The organism is Methylophilus sp. Q8 (assembly GCF_000800115.1).
Lineage (GTDB): Bacteria > Pseudomonadota > Gammaproteobacteria > Burkholderiales > Methylophilaceae > Methylophilus.
On the sequence record NZ_JUHE01000001.1, the window covers coordinates 2,141,971 to 2,159,385 of the forward strand.

Consider the following 17,415-nt stretch of genomic DNA (forward strand, 5'->3'; position numbering starts at 1 on the left):
TTGCATTTATAAATCCGTTATGGAACCATATAGATACCAAAAAAATACCATAAAGGGAGAATGCCATGACTGAGATTCAACAGAAGTATCAAGCGCTGGGAGGCGAGCAGGGGCCGTTAGGCCGTGCAGTAAACGAGGAGCAAGCCACGCCTAACGGCTTAGGTTTTTTTCAGGATTTTGAACATGGCATGATTTTCTATCATGCTGATTATGGCGCGCATGTGTTGTCTGAGGCGGTAGAAAACAAGTGGAAATCCAGCATGCTGGCCAATGATATGGTGACCGGGACGCAGCAGGCAATCCGTGATTACATGGGGTTTCCTATTTCAGATACGCTGCCGACGGGCGAGCGCGGTGAGGCCTGCTACTTTGAGCGCGGCATGATCGTCGTCAGGGCAAGTGGTAGCAGTGTGGTCATCTATGGCGAGTGTTATCAGGCATATCGTGCGCATGGTGACCTGCAGGGGGCGCTGGGTTTGCCGTTGAATGATCAGAGACTTTCCGCTGGCGGTGGTTATGCCGTGCAATGCGATCAGGCCGATATTTACTGGCATCCAGCAACAGGCGCGTTTGAAGTACACGGTGCCATTTTGCAGAAGTACCGCAGTATGGGCGCAGACAATGCATTTCTGGGCTACCCAATCAGTGATGAGCAGCCGGTATTCAATGGCAGCCAGCAAATTGGTGCAGTGAGTCATTTTCAATCCGGCACCATTTACTGGAGTGCTGCAACCGGGGCGCATGAGGTGCATGGGGATTTGCTGACAGCTTACCAAACCCACCATCACGGCCCGGCGGGCGAGTTGGGCTTCCCTCTCTCAGATGAAACCAATTCGCCTAACGATGTATGCCGTTTCAATAATTTTCAACATGGCATTTTGGTATGGCAGGCGGCGAATCGACAAGTCAGTTTGATTAACCGGCTCAAATTGGTGGTCACCCGGCTGGAAACGGATGAAGACGATGATGACTTACTGGTACGTACGCAAGTGCTGATTGATCATGTGCAAGGCCAGCAAAAACGCTTTGAAAAGCAGTTTGGCGAATATTCTAATCAAGGCACCAAAACCTTTAGCAACCCTGATGAAGGGTTTATTTGTGATTGCCCGATTAATGATGGCAATGCCATTTTGACGGTGAATATGCAGGCGTTTGATGTAGACGCTGGCTTGAACTTCAACGATGACCTGATTGCACAGTTCAGCAAGTCATTCGGCATTGAAACCCTATGGGATAGCTCTTTGCCAGATCTGCAAGGCAATGATCTCGGGACGTTTGCGCGTGGCCCGGATGGCAAGTTCCGCGCCAGTTTTACCGTGTTTACAGATCAGCGTGTGGTAGACCCGACCGATAGCAGCCATTTCAGGGAAAACCTGTTCTGGAGTTTTAAAAATCCTAAGCTTGCCGAGCTAAGTTTTGACACCTGTGCCGCTACCTTTAGTGATCTTGAGGCCGATGATACCTGGTTTTTCCATCCGTTTAACAAGGCATTTTATGAAACGGTGTACAAAGGCGCAGCCAAAACCGGCACTTGTTTTGGCATGTGCCTGGAGGCTATTTATGCGTTAAAAGGGGTGTCCAGTTCACGGCCATTCATTTCACAATATGGTTTTGATGCCCAGCGTACCAGGGATATTTCTATCAAGTTCGGCTATCAACTGGGCGGTAGCCAGGTGGGCTACATGATTGATGCGATCAAAAGCGGCCGCATGTGGGATCCGGTACAAAACTTTGAGTTTTCGCAAGCGGCGTTTGAGCAGAAAAACTATAGTCTGTTGTGTTTATCCGAAGATATCTCGCCGGTGGGCGGCCATGTCGTGCTGCCTTATCGCTGGGAAAAACGCAGTGATGAAGAGTGGCGTATTTATGTCGCCAACCCCAATTCGCCTTTCCCAAAAAGTAACAGTAATGAAGGCGGGGATAAGGTGATTACCATCAACCCCAAAACTAATACTTTTGTCTATCAGCATGGCAAAGAGAAAACGTGGAAAGGCGGGCAGGGCTTGTTTAATGGCGGGCGCATGTTTGCCATGCCGTTTAGTGAGTTATCGACGCAGCCGAGAACACCGTTTTGGGAAGCATTTTTGACCTTTATTACTGGCGGTATGTATTTGATTTTTGCCAGCGATTCGAGTGAGCTGGAGCAGGTCAGCAATGAGCAAGGTGAGACCTTGATCAATGCCGATGGCAGCTTGAATACTGATCGGGTGACGCGTATTAAAAACTTGTTCCCGGTTGAGCACCACGCGCAGAGAACATTTTCTGATGTCGCCAGACAAGTAGGCAAAATCAAAACCAGTCGCAATCTGAGTCAATTGTTTAAACGTCAGCAGTTTAATCTCTATTATCTGAACCAACCTTTAGTGCGCGGCAAGATGTATCCCGATGTGGTCTTACATGTGAACCCCGATTTGGTGAGAACATTTCCCCGGCAGGCGCCAGAACAAAGCTCAACTGCGCAGCGTATAGGCAAACTGTCGACCAAGTTTAAAACCGGCATTCATACACAGCCACTCACTCACTCCGCTGCCAGCGATACGACACACACAGTCGCTCGTGATGTCAGCGAGCATGTACAGAGTTCGGCGATGTTGGGCGAGGTATTGCGCAATAAACGGGCACTGACACTGAAGGTACGCAATCAAGCGCAGGGCGATTACCAGTTAGGGTTTGTCTCAGGTGGAGCAAAGCTGATGTTGACGGCCAATTCAATACAAAATAGCAGTGATATGGTCACCTTGTCTCTGGCTGGTAGCCGGCAACAATCATTTGTGTTTCAGGCAGGCGATCAAACCGCCAACAAGCAACTGACGCTCACGCTCACCAGTTACGATAACCAGCGCCGCTATGAGCTCAGTGGGCTGCAACTACAAGCACAGCAAACCATACAATTGCAACATGATAATGCCTGCCGCAGTGTACGTTTGCAAAGTGCTGGCCAGCCAGTGGCGTTTGACTTGAAAGTGTTTGTCAATCATCAATCCGCAGCCGCGATGAGTAAACGCGTGGAGTTCCCGGCGGATGTGGCCTTGAACTTCAGCCCGCTGGATTGGACCGCACTGGAGCAAGGCGCGGTGGATACTGCATTAGAGTTGCAGTTGATTAATCCATTGGATGGCAAGTTAATCGAAACCAGACGCTTGTAAGACATGGCGTGACGTCAGCTGTCAAACGACCATGCGCCAGTGAAGGCGCATGGTCGTTTAGCCTGAAAAATTAAGCAATCAGGCGTAAGGAGTCGAATTCATTCGCCTCGTCGCCATTGATTTTGAATTGGTTCACGGACTCAACCAGCGTGTGTACCTGTTCCAGCATGCTTTCTGCCGCGGCCGCCGCTTCTTCTACCAGCGCGGCATTTTGCTGCGTGGTTTCATCGATGGATGTCATCGACTCATAGATTTGTTCCAGGCCGATGCTTTGCTGGCTAGAGGCGGCAGAAATGGCCTGTATGCTGTGGGAAACTTGCTGCACGGCGTTGACAATTTCATGCATGGTGTGGCCTGCCTGGCCCACTTGCTTGGCGCTGGCGTTGGTTTGCGAGACGGAGGCGGCGATCAGCTCCTTGATCTCTTTGGCTGAGGCGGCCGAGCGTTTGGCCAGGTTACGTACTTCGCCGGCAACTACCGCAAAACCGCGGCCTTCTTCGCCAGCGCGTGCGGCTTCTACGGCAGCATTCAGTGCCAGGATATTGGTCTGGAAGGCGATGCTGTCAATCACGCTGGTAATTTGCGCAATTTGTGCCGAGGTTTCATTAATCCCTTGCATGGTGGTGGTCAAGGCATTGAAGGCTTCACCCCCTTGCAAAGCCATCTGGTTTGCCTGGTTCGCTTGCAGGCTGGCTTGTTGGGCATGTTCTGCGGTTTGCTTGATATTGGTAGTCAAGGTTTCCAGGTTGGCTGAGGTTTCCTGCAAGGCATTGGCTTGCGTTTCAGTGCGGCGCGACAAGTCATTGTTGCCTTTTTCAATTTCAGCAGCGGCGACATGGATGGTTTCAGCCGCTTGCTTGACGGTTTGTATCGGCGCCACCATACGTTGCAGAATTTCTTGTGAGCCTTGCAGCACTTCCCTGAAGTCACCCGCGTGAGTCGTGACATCTACCAGGCTATACAACTGCCCCTGCTGTGCTTCGCCTGCAATCTGGCGTGTATCTTCTACCAGGCGATTCACCGCCAAAATGCAGGTGTTCAGGTTGTTAATCAGCACCTTGAAGTCACCGTGGTATTGATTGTGGATAGGTGCAGGAATATCACCGGCGGCAATACGTTTGACGCAATCTGCGGCCACATGCAACGGTGAGACTACCGCATCCAGCGTCTGGTTAATGCCCTGGATAATTTTGCGGAAGTCACCCGCATGCGCTTCAACGTCGACGCGGGTATTTAATTGGCCTTGTTGTGCTGCAGAGGCCAGGTGGTGTACATCCGCAATCAGTTGATGAATAGCGCCTGTGCAATGCTTGAGGCTGGTTTGCATCAGGTTAAAGTCACCCACAAAGTGCTCTTCAATCTGCGTTGGAATATGACCTGTGGCCATCTGGTCCAGGTAGCGGGCAGTGGTTTGCAGGGGCACGACGACGGCGTCCAGGGTCTGGTTAAAACCTGCCACAATCTGTTGAAACTCACCTTGGTGGCGTGACACATCGACGCGAATATTCAGTTGCCCCTGCTCGGCGGCCTGCGACAGGGTATGCACGTCGTTCATCAACAGGTTGAAGTTTTGGCGCACCTGTTCAATGCTTTGATTGATATAGCTGCGCTGGCCGGGGAAGGTTTCCAGTGGCTGGTTGAAGTCGCCCTGGCCAAAGGCCGTCACCACTTGCAGGGATTTAGTCTGTGCCAGAATATGTTCTTCTACCATCTGGTTAATGCCAGTGGTGAGTTGCTGGTAAGCACCATGAAACGGCGCGCTATCAATGCGGTAATCAATCATGCCGGCGCGGTGCTGGCTGGACATCTCGTTGAGTGATTGCACAATGCTTTGAATGGTCGATTGCATACGATGCATTTCACGCAGCAATTTCCCGGTTTCGTCATTGCCCGTCGGTGCGTCTTGACTAATGAACTCACCGTTGGCGATATGCTGTGACAAGGTCAATGCCTGCTTGAGCGGCGTGGTAATCGAGCGTGTCATTTTCCAGGCGATGGCCATCGCCATCACCACCGCAATCAACAAGGCAATTTCAATTTGTTTATTGGCTTTGGCAATGGTGGAGGCAAACTGGCTCGAAGCATCAGTCACGCCCGCAATATTCATATCCATCAGCAAGCGCAATGAGTGGCTCAACGGCTTGTCTGCACCTTTCACCGTGCTGTCAATGTCAGTCACGCTCATGCCGTCATTCTTCAAAGCTTCGCAGCGTGCTATCGCGTCGCGGTAGGTGGTAATGGCCAGGGTAATATTGCCTAGAATCTCTTTCTCTTGCTGATTGAGTTCGCCTGTCGCTGCATAAGCCTTCATGGCCTGATCAATATCATCCATACTGTGCTGAAATTTGCTGGCTTCACGTCCGCCACGTAGCACATAATTTTTAAAATGATGCACCGCATCGCCCAGGCCTTTGCTGGCGTTTTCAATCTGTGTCCTTTTCACCAGCTGTATGTTTTCAAAATGCTGCCAGGTGTGATGAATGTGGTTGAAGCCACGCCAGGCGATGACAAAAATAAAGGTGGTAAACAGGATCAGCAGCGCGTAACCCAGAAACAGCCGGGTGCCTACATTCAAACGAGCGATGGATTTTTTCATGCAATTCCTTACGATAACTCTTGGATAAATCAGCAACATTGCGTTGCCATGCACATCACGCTTTGTGACGCACAACTCATTTACGTAAAATAAATTGGCAAATGAAGCCTTTTCAAGAAAGCTTCACAAAAGATTCATAAAGCGACGTTGCTGGCCAAGCAAAAGGCAGTGATGGCTGCCGCAGGAATACGTTGTATGATAGGCGCTGAATAGATCGGACGTGGCGATAACTACGTACGCAATGGACTTGGAATGACATGGCTGAACAAAAAAATTACATTACGCCGGAAGGCTACGCCGCGCTGGAAAAAGAGTTTCAATACCTGATCAAGGTGGATAGACCCGAGGTGGTGCGCGTGGTGAGCTGGGCCGCTGGTAATGGTGACCGCAGCGAAAATGGTGATTATATTTATGGCAAAAAGCGTTTGCGCCAGATTGATGGGCGGATTCGTTTTTTGACCAAGCGCATGGATGCCGCCGAGATTGTCTACAGCAATACGCAGACCAATACCGAGAAAGTGTATTTTGGTGCCTGGGTGACGCTGTTTAACCTGGGCGATGACAGCGAAATGACGATTCGTATCGTTGGCCAGGATGAACTGGACCCGACCCAGGGCTATATTTCATGGGTGTCACCGATGGCAAAAGCGCTGTTGGCCAAGAATTTGGGTGACACCATACGCGTAGTGACGCCGGGCGCAGACACTGAATATGAAATTATCGATATTCGTTACCAATGAAGCACTTTTAAAAAATATCCGCCGCGACTTGAACTAATTCATTTTTAGCTTTATCTTAGCCTTATATGCGTAAACGTCTTTGCCTGTTGCTGATTTGCTGGTTGCCATGCTTTGTCATGGCCGCTAACGTCATGTCATTGCAAATGGTGTTGGCCGAGCACGCCTTGACGTCTGTTGCCCAGGCGCCACAGGCCGAGATGCCGTGCCATCATATGGCAGGCGATCATCAACAGATGCAACACGCTAATGATGACCATGCTCCAGCCAAGCATCATTGTACGGTATGTGGCTTTTGCATGGTCAGTACCGGCGTTGCCCATTTAGAGACTTTCCCGCGCGTTGCCATCATTGCACAGACGGCTGCTGCCCCGTTGTTTGAGGCAGATCCCGTGCATTCACAAACTTATCCCCCTGCCATCAAACCACCCATATTCAGTTAACACACAGGACAAGTCCGTCCACGTTTTGTTTGTTTGATTGAATAGGGAGGCTTTATGCTTAAGCAACGCACTGTTGCACTCGGCGCCATCCTTCTAGGCCAGATTGCTTTGCCACTGCACGCAGCGGCACTGATGGGCTTTGAAGACAGCGCCATGCTTATGACCGAAATCGGTCGCTATAACCAGGAATGGATGTTGAACTACTCGCCTGCACTCGGGCATGCCATCGGCGTTGAGCAGATGCGCATGTCGGGCAAAGGTGAGCAGGCGACCACCATCTCCGGCATCAATTACACCGGCCTCATTAAACGCTGGAACATGCCTGCGGCGCAGGCCAACGTCTGGTTTAACGGCAGCGTCGGTGAAGCCCGTGGTCAGTATGACGGCTTTGCCTACACGCCCAGCTTGCAGTTTGATGTCGAATCTACCCGGCTGTATTTTTTGGCCAAGGCCCGCATGATTCGTGCGCCCAATATGAACTACGACACTGCTGCTGTGCAGGCCGGGTTTTCATTTTATGAAACCGGCTTTCACCAGACGCAACCGTGGTTTGTGATAGAGGCCAAGACCATGCGTAACAATGATCCTGGCCTGCAAATCACCCCGGCACTGCGACTGATTAACAAAAACTATTTTCTTGAATTTGGTGTGACCAATCCATGGCAGGGCGAGGGCTTTGCGCCGCGCCTGAATGCCATGTTTGTGTTTTAACCGATGCTATTTTTAAAGGATATTGAAATGAAAAAACTATTAGTGACTTTGATGTTATCTGCTTTAACCCCAGCTGCGTTTGCTGTGACTACGATCAAGGCCGAAGTCAACGGCATGGTGTGCGCGTTTTGTGCCAAAGGCATAGAGAAAAAACTCAATGCCTTGCCGCAAAAACAAGCCGCCTTTGTTGACCTGAAAAGCCGTGTCGTCGCGTTGCAATTAAAAGACGGCCAGGATGTCTCCAATGAAGCGTTTAGCAAGGTGATCCAGGATGCCGGATACTCAGTGGGTAAGCTGGAGCGCGTCAACCAGACCGTGGACGCCATTCAGGCCGAAGTGGCTAAGGCAGAGAAGGCGGGCGGCAAGTGATGGCGGCAGAAATAAACCCTCTGCAAGCCAGCCGACGGCTGAATCTACTATCGTTATTCACCAGCGGTTCCACGCTGATTTGCTGCGCATTACCTGCGACACTGGTGGCCATCGGTTCTGTGGCAACGCTCACAAGCCTCATCAGTTATTTTCCGCAACTGATCTGGATCAGTGAGCATAAGCCACTGGTCTTTGGGTTGGCTGGTGCGATGCTGCTGATCGCTGGGTGGATGCAATGGCGCGCTCGTTTGTTGCCGTGCCCCACTGATCCACAACTGGCAGCGTTATGTACGCAAACACGACGCCAGAGTGTGTGGATTTACGGGTTTTCGGTGGCGATTTTTATGATTGGTGCTTTTTTTGCATTTGTTGCCCCTTTATTGATTGATTGAATTATTTGTTAGATGCGCATTGCGCATGAAAAAAGCCGACTGCATAGTCGGCTTTTTTCTTGTCACCTAAAGCTTATTTTGGCGCTGCCTGAGGTTCAGGTTCAGCGACGAAGATCTCTACACGACGGTTTTTCGCGCGGTTCGCTTCGGTGTCATTTGCGGCTAACGGCTCATGTGAGCCGCGGCCATCAATGGTGATGCGGTTAAAGGCAATACCGCGTTCGGCCAGGTAACTACGGGCACTGGCAGCACGATTTACGGACAATGGATCATTGATGGCATCTGAGCCACTGCTGTCAGTATGACCGACGATGGTGACGCGTGCGGCGGCATTATTTTGTAAACCAGTTGCAAATTTATCCAGGATAGGGCGGAAATTCGGTTTGATATTGGATTTGCCTTTATCAAATGAAATATCACTCGGAATCTCCAGTTTCAGCTGGTTATTTTCCGTTTTGGTCACGGCCACCCCTGTGCCGGCTGTGGCCTGTTCCATTTCCTGTTTCTGTGCCTCCATCTTTTTGGACCAGATGTTGCCAGCAATCGCACCAGCACCAGCGCCTACGGCTGCACCAATGACTGCCCCTTTGCCACCACCGGCAACGGCGCCAATGACACCGCCCGCAGCAGCGCCAATGCCTGCGCCTTTAGCAGTGCCTTTTTGGGTTTCGCTCATGTTTGCGCAACCAGACAAGCCAATCGCCGCTGTTAACACTGAGACTGTAATAATTTTATGCATTTTTTTCTCCCTAACAAGTATTTGTGACTTTAGTTTGTCCAGTAAGGTCACAGTAAGTTCAGTCCTCAGTTTAGACTAATTGCGTATAATCTCAATGCTGATTAAAGCAAAGCGTTTTTGTGCCGTTGAATAGCCAGATAAACCTAAGTTGCATGCAGTAGCAGATTCATTGATAGAGAGATACACACAGGTCAGCATTGATGGTTCCACCAGTCATATTAGATATTGAAGCATCAGGTTTCGGCGTGGGTAGTTACCCGGTCGAGATTGGCTACGTCGATGCGAATGGCGACGTATGGAGTGCACAGGTGCAACCAGATGCTGACTGGCTGCATTGGGATAAAGAGGCTGAAAAGCTGCACCAACAGTCCCGGCAGTCATTAGAGGCACATGGTCAAACTGCAAAGGAAATTGCAACGCACCTGAACCGTGTGTTTGCTGGTCAAACCGTGTATACCGATGGCTGGTACCAGGATTTTGTCTGGTTACATAGCCTGTATGAGGCCGCTGGCTTCAGCCCGCGCTTTAAGCTGGAAGATTTAAGTGTCACCTTGACTCCTGAGCAACAGGCTGTCTGGCATGAAACCAAGCAATCCATACGTGACGCCTTTGCATTGCAGCAGCATAGAGCTTCTACTGACGCCAAGGTGTTGCAACTGACCTGGTTAAAAACAGCTGAAATGGCGACTGTACTGACTGAATAGTGTTTATGATCGCGTCAACAAAGCCCCTGATCATCTCCGATAGGGGCTTTGTCTTTTAGTGCTTGCTTTCTGCTTTTTTACTTGCAGCTTTTCTTCGCATCTACTTCAAACTCAATATCGACATCGGTCCAGGTCTTGCCTTGATGGAAGGCCTGGGTACAAATGCGCCCGAACTTCTCAAAAGCACTGCCGCCATTGAAGTCCTTGATAATATCCAGCGTACCTTTGGCGAGTAAATGACCATTTTTCTCAGTGATTTTCATCGGCACCACTTTGGTCACGTCATTCATGGTGACAGCCAACTGTAAGTCATTGCCCTGGATTTTCTCAATTTTGGCGGTAATCTTGCCCGGGTTGGCAAAGTTTTTGAACAGGCCAGTCACGACATTCATATTGCGGATGCTTGCCAGTGCTGGATCCCAGGTGCCGCCCTTGCCATTATTTAAATCATTTGAGGTATCCAGCGAGGTGCTGTCGATCTCAATGGTTGCGCCTTCGAGCTTGCCGGTGGCAGAGGCCAGTTGATATTTTTTAAAGGTATTCTTGGTCACGACATAGGATTTGTCTGGCGCACCAAATGCGGTGAAGGAGAATTTAAAGCTTTTTTCATCTGGGGTGTAAGTACAGCTATTCGCCCATACTGCGCTGCTTAATAAACTGCCGATAATTGCTGTTAATGCACGTGCTTGCCACATATTCATATCAATTTCCTGCCTTATTTTTGATCTGGTTAATATCGTCATGGATTGCGATCACTCGCTTATTTATAGTAATGATAATCATTATCAATTGCAACAGGTGTATTGAAATTAAGCAGGGGATACGTCTGCCAGTCGCTTAAACAAAGGCTTGTACTTTGGCGCACCGGGCATGACGCCATATGGTTATGCGCTACATGAATTAAGATACAATCAATGACTTTTTAGTGGTATCAATGCTTTTGTCAGATGACTCGTCCAGCACAAACAACATTCACGTGGGATATTTTTTGCAAGGTCGTCGATAACTTTGGCGATATAGGCGTGTGCTGGCGGCTGGCGCGCCAACTGGCTGATGAATACGAAATCAGTATGCGTTTGTGGGTGGATGATCTGGCGCTGGCGCAGCAGTTTGCCGGGGCAGGGCATGCGCGCATCCAGTTGCAGCATTGGTCTGAAAGTGCTGATTTTTCACAAGCGGCCGATGTGGTGATAGAAACGTTTGGCTGCGGTTTACCTGAGACTTACCAGCAACACATGCTCGGCCAGCGGTCGATTTGGGTCAACGTTGATTATTTATCAGCAGAAAGCTGGGTTGACAGTTTTCACGCGCAACCTTCGCCGCAAGCCAATGGCCTGGTGCGTCATTTCTTTTATCCTGGCTTTACCCCGACGACAGGAGGGCTACTCCGTGAAGCTAGTTTACCTGTATTGCAAGCCAGCGCTGCGTGGCATGATTTAGGCTTGGCGCCGGCCCCTGATCAGCTCACTGTATCGTTATTTTGTTATGCGCATGCGCCATTGGCTGCGCTGGTGGAAAGCTTGCAGGTTTCAACTGTACCCGTAAGTGTATTGGTGCCACAGACAGTAGCCCCCATGTTGGGCGCTGTGCTTGGAGTCAACAACGTGCAGGTGGGTGATCGCATCCAGCGCGAACAATGCGAGTTTTTGGTGATTCCGTTTTTGTCGCAAACCGATTATGACCGTTTGCTTTGCTTGTGCGACTTTAACTTCGTGCGCGGTGAAGATAGCTGGATTCGTGCCTTATGGGCGGGCAAGCCGATGATCTGGTTGCCTTATCAGCAAAGCGAAGACACGCATCTGTTAAAACTCAACGCGTTTATGGCACATTATCTGGCGCAGGCTGATGCGGCACTCAGCGACGTCATCCATCATGCCATGCTGGCGTGGGCGCAAGGGGATTGGCAAGCCGCCGTTTGGCCGTCTTTGCTAGCCGCGCTGCCGCAGTTTACGCAGCACGCCCATGCCTTTAAAGTGAGCCAATCCAAGCAGGCTGACCTGGCGACTAACTTGGTGATTTTTATTGAGAAATGTCGTGCACATCGGGTATAATTCCGCGCTTTCAAATCCCGCATACAAATTAAGGCTTATTTATGAAAATCGCTCAAGACCTCCGCGTTGGCAACGTAGTGATGATTGGCAACGACCCGATGGTAGTTGTAAAAACCGAATACAACAAATCCGGCCGTAATGCGGCTGTGGTGAAAATGAAAATGAAAAACTTGTTGACTGAAGCGCCAAGCGAAAACGTTTATAGCGCCCAAGACAAGTTTGATGTGATCGTACTGGAAAAGAAAGAAGTGACTTACTCCTACTTTGCGGATCCAACCTACGTATTTATGGACGCTGAGTACAACCAGTACGACGTGGATGCCGAGTTTATGGAAGATGCGCTGCCATACCTGGAAGATGGTATGCCATGTGAAGTGCGTTTCTATGACGGTAAAGCCATTTCTATCGAATTGCCAACCACCGTTGTGCGTGAAATCACTTACACCGAGCCAGCTGTAAAAGGCGATACGTCAGGTAAAGTCATGAAACCAGCCAAGATTGCGACTGGTTTTGAAATCCCGGTGCCACTGTTTGTGAGCCAGGGCGACAGAATTGAGATCGATACCCGTACTGGTGAATACCGTAACCGTGTCATGAAGTAATTCAGCCTGTATCGGCGCCCAAAACCCCGGTTTTCCGGGGTTTTTTATTGCCTGCCGATGACGCGCGTAAAGGCGGATGCTTGAGGCCGGGAAGTATTGCGACTATCGTCGGGAATCATTCACTATTTGCCGTTAATTTTTTTCAATGACAATCGCTGACAGCTTTACATCATTTCAACCTTGGGGGATGCAATGCGTTATCAGCGAGTCAATCAAATACACACTGTTCTGAAATCACTATTTGCTTGTTGTACCTTGTTGGCCAGCATGCAAGTGATTGCTGAAGCAGACCCACGATCACTCAAACACCCTGTAATCGGTTATTGGGAATCGCGACTGCCTGAGACTGGCTGTTTGGAAAGCTATTGGTTTAAAGAGGATGGCAGCGCCGTGTTTACCAGTGGCGATGAACAACTGGAAGCGCATTATGAGGTGACACAACAGCCCGATGAACATGGGTTCTTCAAACTGAATCATCGAGTAACGCTCAGTAACAAAGCGCAGGATTGCACCCGACAAACGTCGGAAGTGAATAGTGAGCAAACCAGTTTTTTATTATTTAAACCAGATGGCAGCAGTTTTATTTCCTGCGATAACGATGACCCTTCGCTCGCAAGCTGTTTTGGGCCCATTGAGTTAAAAAATAACGCGAGCAGAAGTCTGCACTGAAGCGGATTGGCCCAGGCAAATGCGGAAGGTGAGCATAAAGCTGCTCAGGCGAATGATGCCCGTGTTAGTAGTCTGTATGGGGCTGACAATCGGGCATTCCAGCCAGGCCATTATTCATGGGCTGACATTTCCGGGAATGGCCATTTCCACCGTCAAGTTGAGTGTTCAACATGCCCATTTTTTGCACTCGGCAGAGAAGTGGGAGTATTACGATTCGATTTGTAGTGCCGCGATTGTGGGCCTCAAGCCACTGACACTCATTACGGCTGCGCATTGCCTGAAAGAGGTGCGTTTGACCGGCGCCATGAGCTTGCCTATGCTTTCCATTGCACAGCCTGAGCTGCTGGGTATAGAAGATATTAGCCTGACACAGGCTTTTTACCGGCCGTTTGAGGTGGTTGCAGAGGATTTAACCCAAGACGTTGCCGTGCTGGTGTTTGAGGCAAAAGTGACCAGCCTGATACAACCTTTACGCATTCGGCTTGACGATGCCTTGCCTGATCTGTTGATGATTTGTGGTTATGGGCGAGGGTATGGCGAAGCCGATACGCGGCATCCGCGTTGCGGTGAACGCAAACCTGTGCGTGATTTATCCGACTTTTATCAGGTATTACCCAAAGCATACCGCGAGATGGATGAGATGCTACATTTGCAAGCGCAAACCCAGTTTGCGTATACACAAGAACTGGTGCATGCCGAAAAAGCCTTGCTGGCCGTGAATCGTCTAAATGAAATGGACCAATATGACCATACGATTGCCATGCCTACGCTCGGTGACTCAGGCGGGCCCTGGCTGGTACTCAATGCCCTGGGTCAATATGAACTATTGGCGATCACCAGCCTGGTCGAGCGTTTTTACAACCCGAGTGCTCATTGGCCGTTCTTCCAGAAACAGGTGCCACTCTCCGAATACCCTTACATTGCCTATGGTTTGCGCTTGAGCCACCCCGAAGTGCTGGGGTTCTTACAATATGCGCAGCATAGCGGTGCCGATATCCAGTTCACTTCGGCACCGTTGCTGCCACGTACGCGCCAGCCTCAATAAATAGCCAGTCTGGCAATCAGGCATTCAATTTGGCATTAATCTCTTGCTCAGCCTCTAACCAATAGTCCATATGGGAATGGCCAAAGCCTTTTTTTTCGGCAATATAGTAGGCCGCAACCTCAATCATTTTGTAACGTTCTTCACTGGTGATAATCGCAGGTTTAACGGTTTTCTTGCGTGTCACTGCCGGTTTTGCTGATTTGTCTGAAGCTGGCTTGGGCGCTGCTTTTTTTGCGGAGGTGGTTTTTTTAGCGGATGATGCCGTGGTTTTGGTAGCTGCCATACAATAATTCTCCGTGGTCTAGAGTTAAATGAAATAGCGTCGACTTGTGGTCGCTGTAAAGCTATATTAAGAGGGAGCTATGCCCAGCGTCAAGCCTAAATCGGTATTCGATTTGATCTGGATTAAATTCAATCGGTTCATTTTTGTGTTTGAGGTTGAATTACTGGCCGCATCAAGCTTAAAAAAGGCCATTGCACCAAAAGCAACTTCCAAAGCCACGGCATTTATGCTGTAGTTACTCGCTGATTTAATTTGAAAGACGCTATGTATAAAAAAGCACTCACCTCACTGATTATATTGTTCTTTATGATGGGCTTTATTACCTGTCTAAACGATATCCTGGTGCCGTATCTCAAAGCGGTTTTCGACTTGAGTTATAGCCAGGCTGCGCTGGTGCAGTTTTGTTTTTTTGCGGCCTATGGCCTGACGTCAATCCCGTTTAGCAATCTGATTGAAAAGGTCGGTTACCAAACCGGCATGGTGATTGGATTCTCACTGGCAGCATTAGGCTGTCTGCTATTTTATCCGGCAGTGGCGTTGCATGCTTATCCCTTGTTCCTTGGCGCTTTATTTGTGCTGGCCTCCGGTATCGTATTGCTGCAAGTGGCGGCTAACCCATGCGTGTCTGTGATCGGCCCTAAAGAAACAGCTTCTTCACGCCTGACCATGGCACAAGCGTTTAATTCTTTAGGCACTTTTATTGCGCCTTTCTTTGGCGCTTATTTCATCCTTTCTGCACTGGCACATTCCAGCCATGCAGAAGGCGTGGTTTATCCTTATTTGTTCATTGCTGGCGTGCTGGTGGCGATTGCCCTTGTGTTGTCGCGCCTGAATCTGGCCGGGATGGACAGCGCAGAAAAGGATGAGAGTCTCTGGCGTGAGGTGCTGGCTGACCGTGGACTGATGTTAGGCATGGTGGGTATTTTTTGCTATGTCGGTGCCGAGGTCGCAATTGGTAGTTTTCTGGTCAACTACATTAAAGAGCTGACACAGATGCCGGAGGCAGAAGCCGCATCATTGATTGCGCTGTACTGGGGCGGCGCCATGCTGGGGCGTTTTATTGGTATTTTTACGCTCAAGGCATTTGCCCCGGCTAAAGTGCTCAGTGTGCATGCAATACTGGCGATTATTTTGATTATTTACTCCATGAACACGGCCGGCATGCTGGCTGTCGTCAGCATGGTGCTGGTCGGTTTGTGCAACTCCATTATGTTTCCGACCATTTTTACACTGGGTATTAAAAGCCTCAAGTCCGGTCAGGAGAAGAAAGGCTCAGGCCTGCTGGCCACTGCCATTTTGGGTGGCGCGGTGGTGCCGTTGTTGACCGGGTTGCTGGCCGATCGCATAGGCTTGCATCATGCGTTCGTGTTGCCGGTATTGTGTTATGGCTATATTGCGTGGCTGGGAGTGAATCATGTCAAAGCCCGTTAACGACTAAATAAAAAAAGCTGCCCTTTAGGCAGCTTTTTACTCTCTGATAGATATTAGGCTGACGTGCCGCCTACCGTCAATCCATCAATTTTCAATGTTGGCTGCCCAACGCCTACCGGCACACTCTGGCCTTCTTTGCCGCAGGTGCCAACGCCGCTATCCAGTGTCATATCATTACCGATCATGCTGACTTTGGTCAGCACATCTGGCCCATTACCAATCAGGGTGGCGCCTTTGACCGGGTAGGTAATTTTGCCGTCTTCGATCATGTAGGCTTCGGCGGCGCTAAACACGAATTTGCCGCTGGTGATATCGACCTGGCCACCACCAAAGTTAGCTGCATAGAGGCCTTTTTTCACCGATTTGATAATCTCTTGTGGGTCTTTGTCGCCATTGAGCATATAGGTGTTAGTCATGCGTGGCATGGGGATATGCGCATAGCTCTCGCGACGCGCATTGCCGGTGAGACCCATGCCCATCAGGCGTGCGTTGAGCGTGTCTTGTATGTAGCCGCGCAGGATGCCGTCTTCAATGAGCACGGTGTTTTGTGGCGCGTTACCTTCATCGTCCATGGTCAGCGAGCCACGGCGGTCCTGTATCGTGCCGTCATCGACGATGGTGATGCCTTTGGCGGCGACTTGCTGGCCTATCATATTACTGAAGGCGCTGCTGCCTTTACGGTTAAAATCGCCTTCGAGGCCGTGGCCAATCGCTTCGTGCAACAAAATGCCTGGCCAGCCGTTGCCCAGTACAACTGTCATACTGCCAGCCGGGGCAGGGCGTGCTTCCAGGTTGACCAGCGCCTGATGCGCAGCTTTTTGGGCGTAGTCTTGTAATACTTCATCGGTGAAGTAGCTGTAATCGAAACGACCACCACCACCGCTGGAACCTTGCTCGCGCCGGCCATTGTGCTCGGCAATCACTTGCAAGGATAAACGCACCAAGGGCCTGACATCGCCAGCCATGACGCCATCACTGCGTGCGACTAATACGACTTCATATTCTGCGGCAATTGACGCCATCACTTGCGTGATACGTGGATCTTGCGCCTTGGCATAACGCTCGAGTTTCTCCAGTAGTTTGACCTTGGCATCTGCGCTCAGGCTGGCAATCGGGTCTTGCGGTAAGTAGAGCGGCGTATGGCTGCGGGTGATAATGCTGTGACCAGTTTTTTCCTGGCCCAGGTTGGCAATGGCGCGCGTGGCCTGTGCCGCCTGTTGCAAGGCGTCGAGGTGGATGTCGTCAGAATAGGCAAAGGCGGTTTTTTCACCACTGACTGCGCGTACGCCCACGCCCTGATCGATATTGAAGCTGCCGGATTTGACCTGGCCTTCTTCCAGCCCCCACGATTCGCTACGGCTGTATTGAAAATACAAGTCGGCGTAGTCGATGTTGTGCGTCATCATGCCGGACAATACATTGGTTAAAGCGCTGTGGTCCAATCCGGCAGGGCGCAGGAGTAAGTCGTTGGCAGTGGTGAGTAGCGTTTGCATAGTT

17 protein-coding genes are annotated in these 17,415 nt (G+C 50.2%); 12 read left to right on the forward strand and 5 right to left on the reverse strand.

The genetic code is table 11. The annotated features are described in order from the left end of the window. The first annotated feature begins 65 nt into the window (after positions 1-65). Positions 66-3,146 carry an LGFP repeat-containing protein gene (locus tag GQ52_RS10255; RefSeq protein ID WP_047517426.1) on the forward strand — a complete coding sequence of 1,027 codons (3,081 nt, stop codon included), beginning with the start codon at positions 66-68 and terminating at the stop codon, positions 3,144-3,146. A gap of 70 nt (positions 3,147-3,216) precedes the next feature. Here GQ52_RS10255 and GQ52_RS10260 read toward each other — a convergent pair whose 3' ends face one another. Then, complete coding sequence (locus GQ52_RS10260; protein WP_047517432.1) at positions 3,217-5,742, reverse strand: methyl-accepting chemotaxis protein; 2,526 nt, start codon at positions 5,740-5,742, stop codon at positions 3,217-3,219. Positions 5,743-5,999: 257 nt separating this feature from the next. Here GQ52_RS10260 and greB point away from each other — a divergent pair, with 257 nt between their 5' ends. From greB to GQ52_RS10285, 5 genes are all read left to right on the forward strand, one after another. Further along, the gene (gene greB / locus GQ52_RS10265; RefSeq protein WP_024930981.1) at positions 6,000-6,482 is read left to right on the forward strand and encodes a transcription elongation factor GreB; all 483 of its coding nucleotides are present in this window, start codon (positions 6,000-6,002) and stop codon (positions 6,480-6,482) included. A gap of 65 nt (positions 6,483-6,547) precedes the next feature. Then, positions 6,548-6,922, forward strand: a complete 375-nt coding sequence (locus GQ52_RS14190; RefSeq protein WP_047517434.1) for a DUF2946 family protein — start codon at positions 6,548-6,550, stop codon at positions 6,920-6,922. 54 nt (positions 6,923-6,976) lie between these two features. Continuing rightward, positions 6,977-7,633 carry a hypothetical protein gene (locus tag GQ52_RS10275; RefSeq protein WP_019882704.1) on the forward strand — a complete coding sequence of 219 codons (657 nt, stop codon included), beginning with the start codon at positions 6,977-6,979 and terminating at the stop codon, positions 7,631-7,633. Positions 7,634-7,660: 27 nt separating this feature from the next. After that, a complete protein-coding gene (locus GQ52_RS10280) occupies positions 7,661-8,002 on the forward strand; it encodes a heavy-metal-associated domain-containing protein (RefSeq protein ID WP_047517437.1) in 342 nt (113 codons plus the stop codon). Beyond that, a complete protein-coding gene (locus GQ52_RS10285; RefSeq protein ID WP_047517440.1) occupies positions 8,002-8,394 on the forward strand; it encodes a hypothetical protein in 393 nt (130 codons plus the stop codon). Before GQ52_RS10280 ends, GQ52_RS10285 begins: the two co-directional genes overlap by 1 nt. Before the next feature lie 73 nt (positions 8,395-8,467). Here the strand turns inward: GQ52_RS10285 and GQ52_RS10290 are convergent, their stop codons facing one another. Beyond that, positions 8,468-9,133 (reverse strand): OmpA family protein, encoded by a 666-nt coding sequence (locus tag GQ52_RS10290; RefSeq protein ID WP_047517442.1) that lies wholly within the window; start codon positions 9,131-9,133, stop codon positions 8,468-8,470. 200 nt (positions 9,134-9,333) lie between these two features. Between GQ52_RS10290 and GQ52_RS10295 the strand changes: the two genes are divergently transcribed. Next, positions 9,334-9,837: a hypothetical protein gene (locus tag GQ52_RS10295; RefSeq protein ID WP_019882700.1), complete on the forward strand. Its 504-nt coding sequence runs from the start codon at positions 9,334-9,336 to the stop codon at positions 9,835-9,837. A 77-nt stretch (positions 9,838-9,914) separates the two neighbouring features. Here the strand turns inward: GQ52_RS10295 and GQ52_RS10300 are convergent, their stop codons facing one another. Continuing rightward, on the reverse strand, positions 9,915-10,538 hold the full coding sequence (locus GQ52_RS10300; RefSeq protein ID WP_019882699.1) for a YceI family protein: 624 nt from the start codon (positions 10,536-10,538) through the stop codon (positions 9,915-9,917). Between the two features lie 246 nt (positions 10,539-10,784). On the opposite strand from GQ52_RS10300, the gene earP reads away from it, so the two are divergent. The 4 genes from earP to GQ52_RS10320 all read left to right on the forward strand — a co-directional run bounded on the left by earP (position 10,785) and on the right by GQ52_RS10320 (position 14,204). After that, entirely contained in the window at positions 10,785-11,888 is a 1,104-nt protein-coding gene (earP, locus tag GQ52_RS10305; protein ID WP_047517444.1) for an elongation factor P maturation arginine rhamnosyltransferase EarP, read from the forward strand. 41 nt (positions 11,889-11,929) lie between these two features. Then, complete coding sequence (gene efp / locus GQ52_RS10310) at positions 11,930-12,490, forward strand: elongation factor P (RefSeq protein ID WP_019882696.1); 561 nt, start codon at positions 11,930-11,932, stop codon at positions 12,488-12,490. Between the two features lie 267 nt (positions 12,491-12,757). After that, positions 12,758-13,159, forward strand: coding sequence for a hypothetical protein (locus GQ52_RS10315; protein WP_235273162.1), 402 nt, complete (start codon positions 12,758-12,760; stop codon positions 13,157-13,159). A 76-nt stretch (positions 13,160-13,235) separates the two neighbouring features. Beyond that, positions 13,236-14,204 carry a hypothetical protein gene (locus GQ52_RS10320; protein WP_047517447.1) on the forward strand — a complete coding sequence of 323 codons (969 nt, stop codon included), beginning with the start codon at positions 13,236-13,238 and terminating at the stop codon, positions 14,202-14,204. 16 nt (positions 14,205-14,220) lie between these two features. Here the strand turns inward: GQ52_RS10320 and GQ52_RS10325 are convergent, their stop codons facing one another. Then, entirely contained in the window at positions 14,221-14,487 is a 267-nt protein-coding gene (locus tag GQ52_RS10325) for a DUF2934 domain-containing protein (protein ID WP_019882691.1), read from the reverse strand. Between the two features lie 264 nt (positions 14,488-14,751). Here GQ52_RS10325 and GQ52_RS10330 point away from each other — a divergent pair, with 264 nt between their 5' ends. Beyond that, positions 14,752-15,918: a sugar MFS transporter gene (locus GQ52_RS10330; RefSeq protein WP_052179099.1), complete on the forward strand. Its 1,167-nt coding sequence runs from the start codon at positions 14,752-14,754 to the stop codon at positions 15,916-15,918. A 53-nt stretch (positions 15,919-15,971) separates the two neighbouring features. Here the strand turns inward: GQ52_RS10330 and tldD are convergent, their stop codons facing one another. Next, positions 15,972-17,411 (reverse strand): metalloprotease TldD, encoded by a 1,440-nt coding sequence (gene tldD, locus GQ52_RS10335; protein WP_024930992.1) that lies wholly within the window; start codon positions 17,409-17,411, stop codon positions 15,972-15,974. Positions 17,412-17,415: the final 4 nt, after the last annotated feature.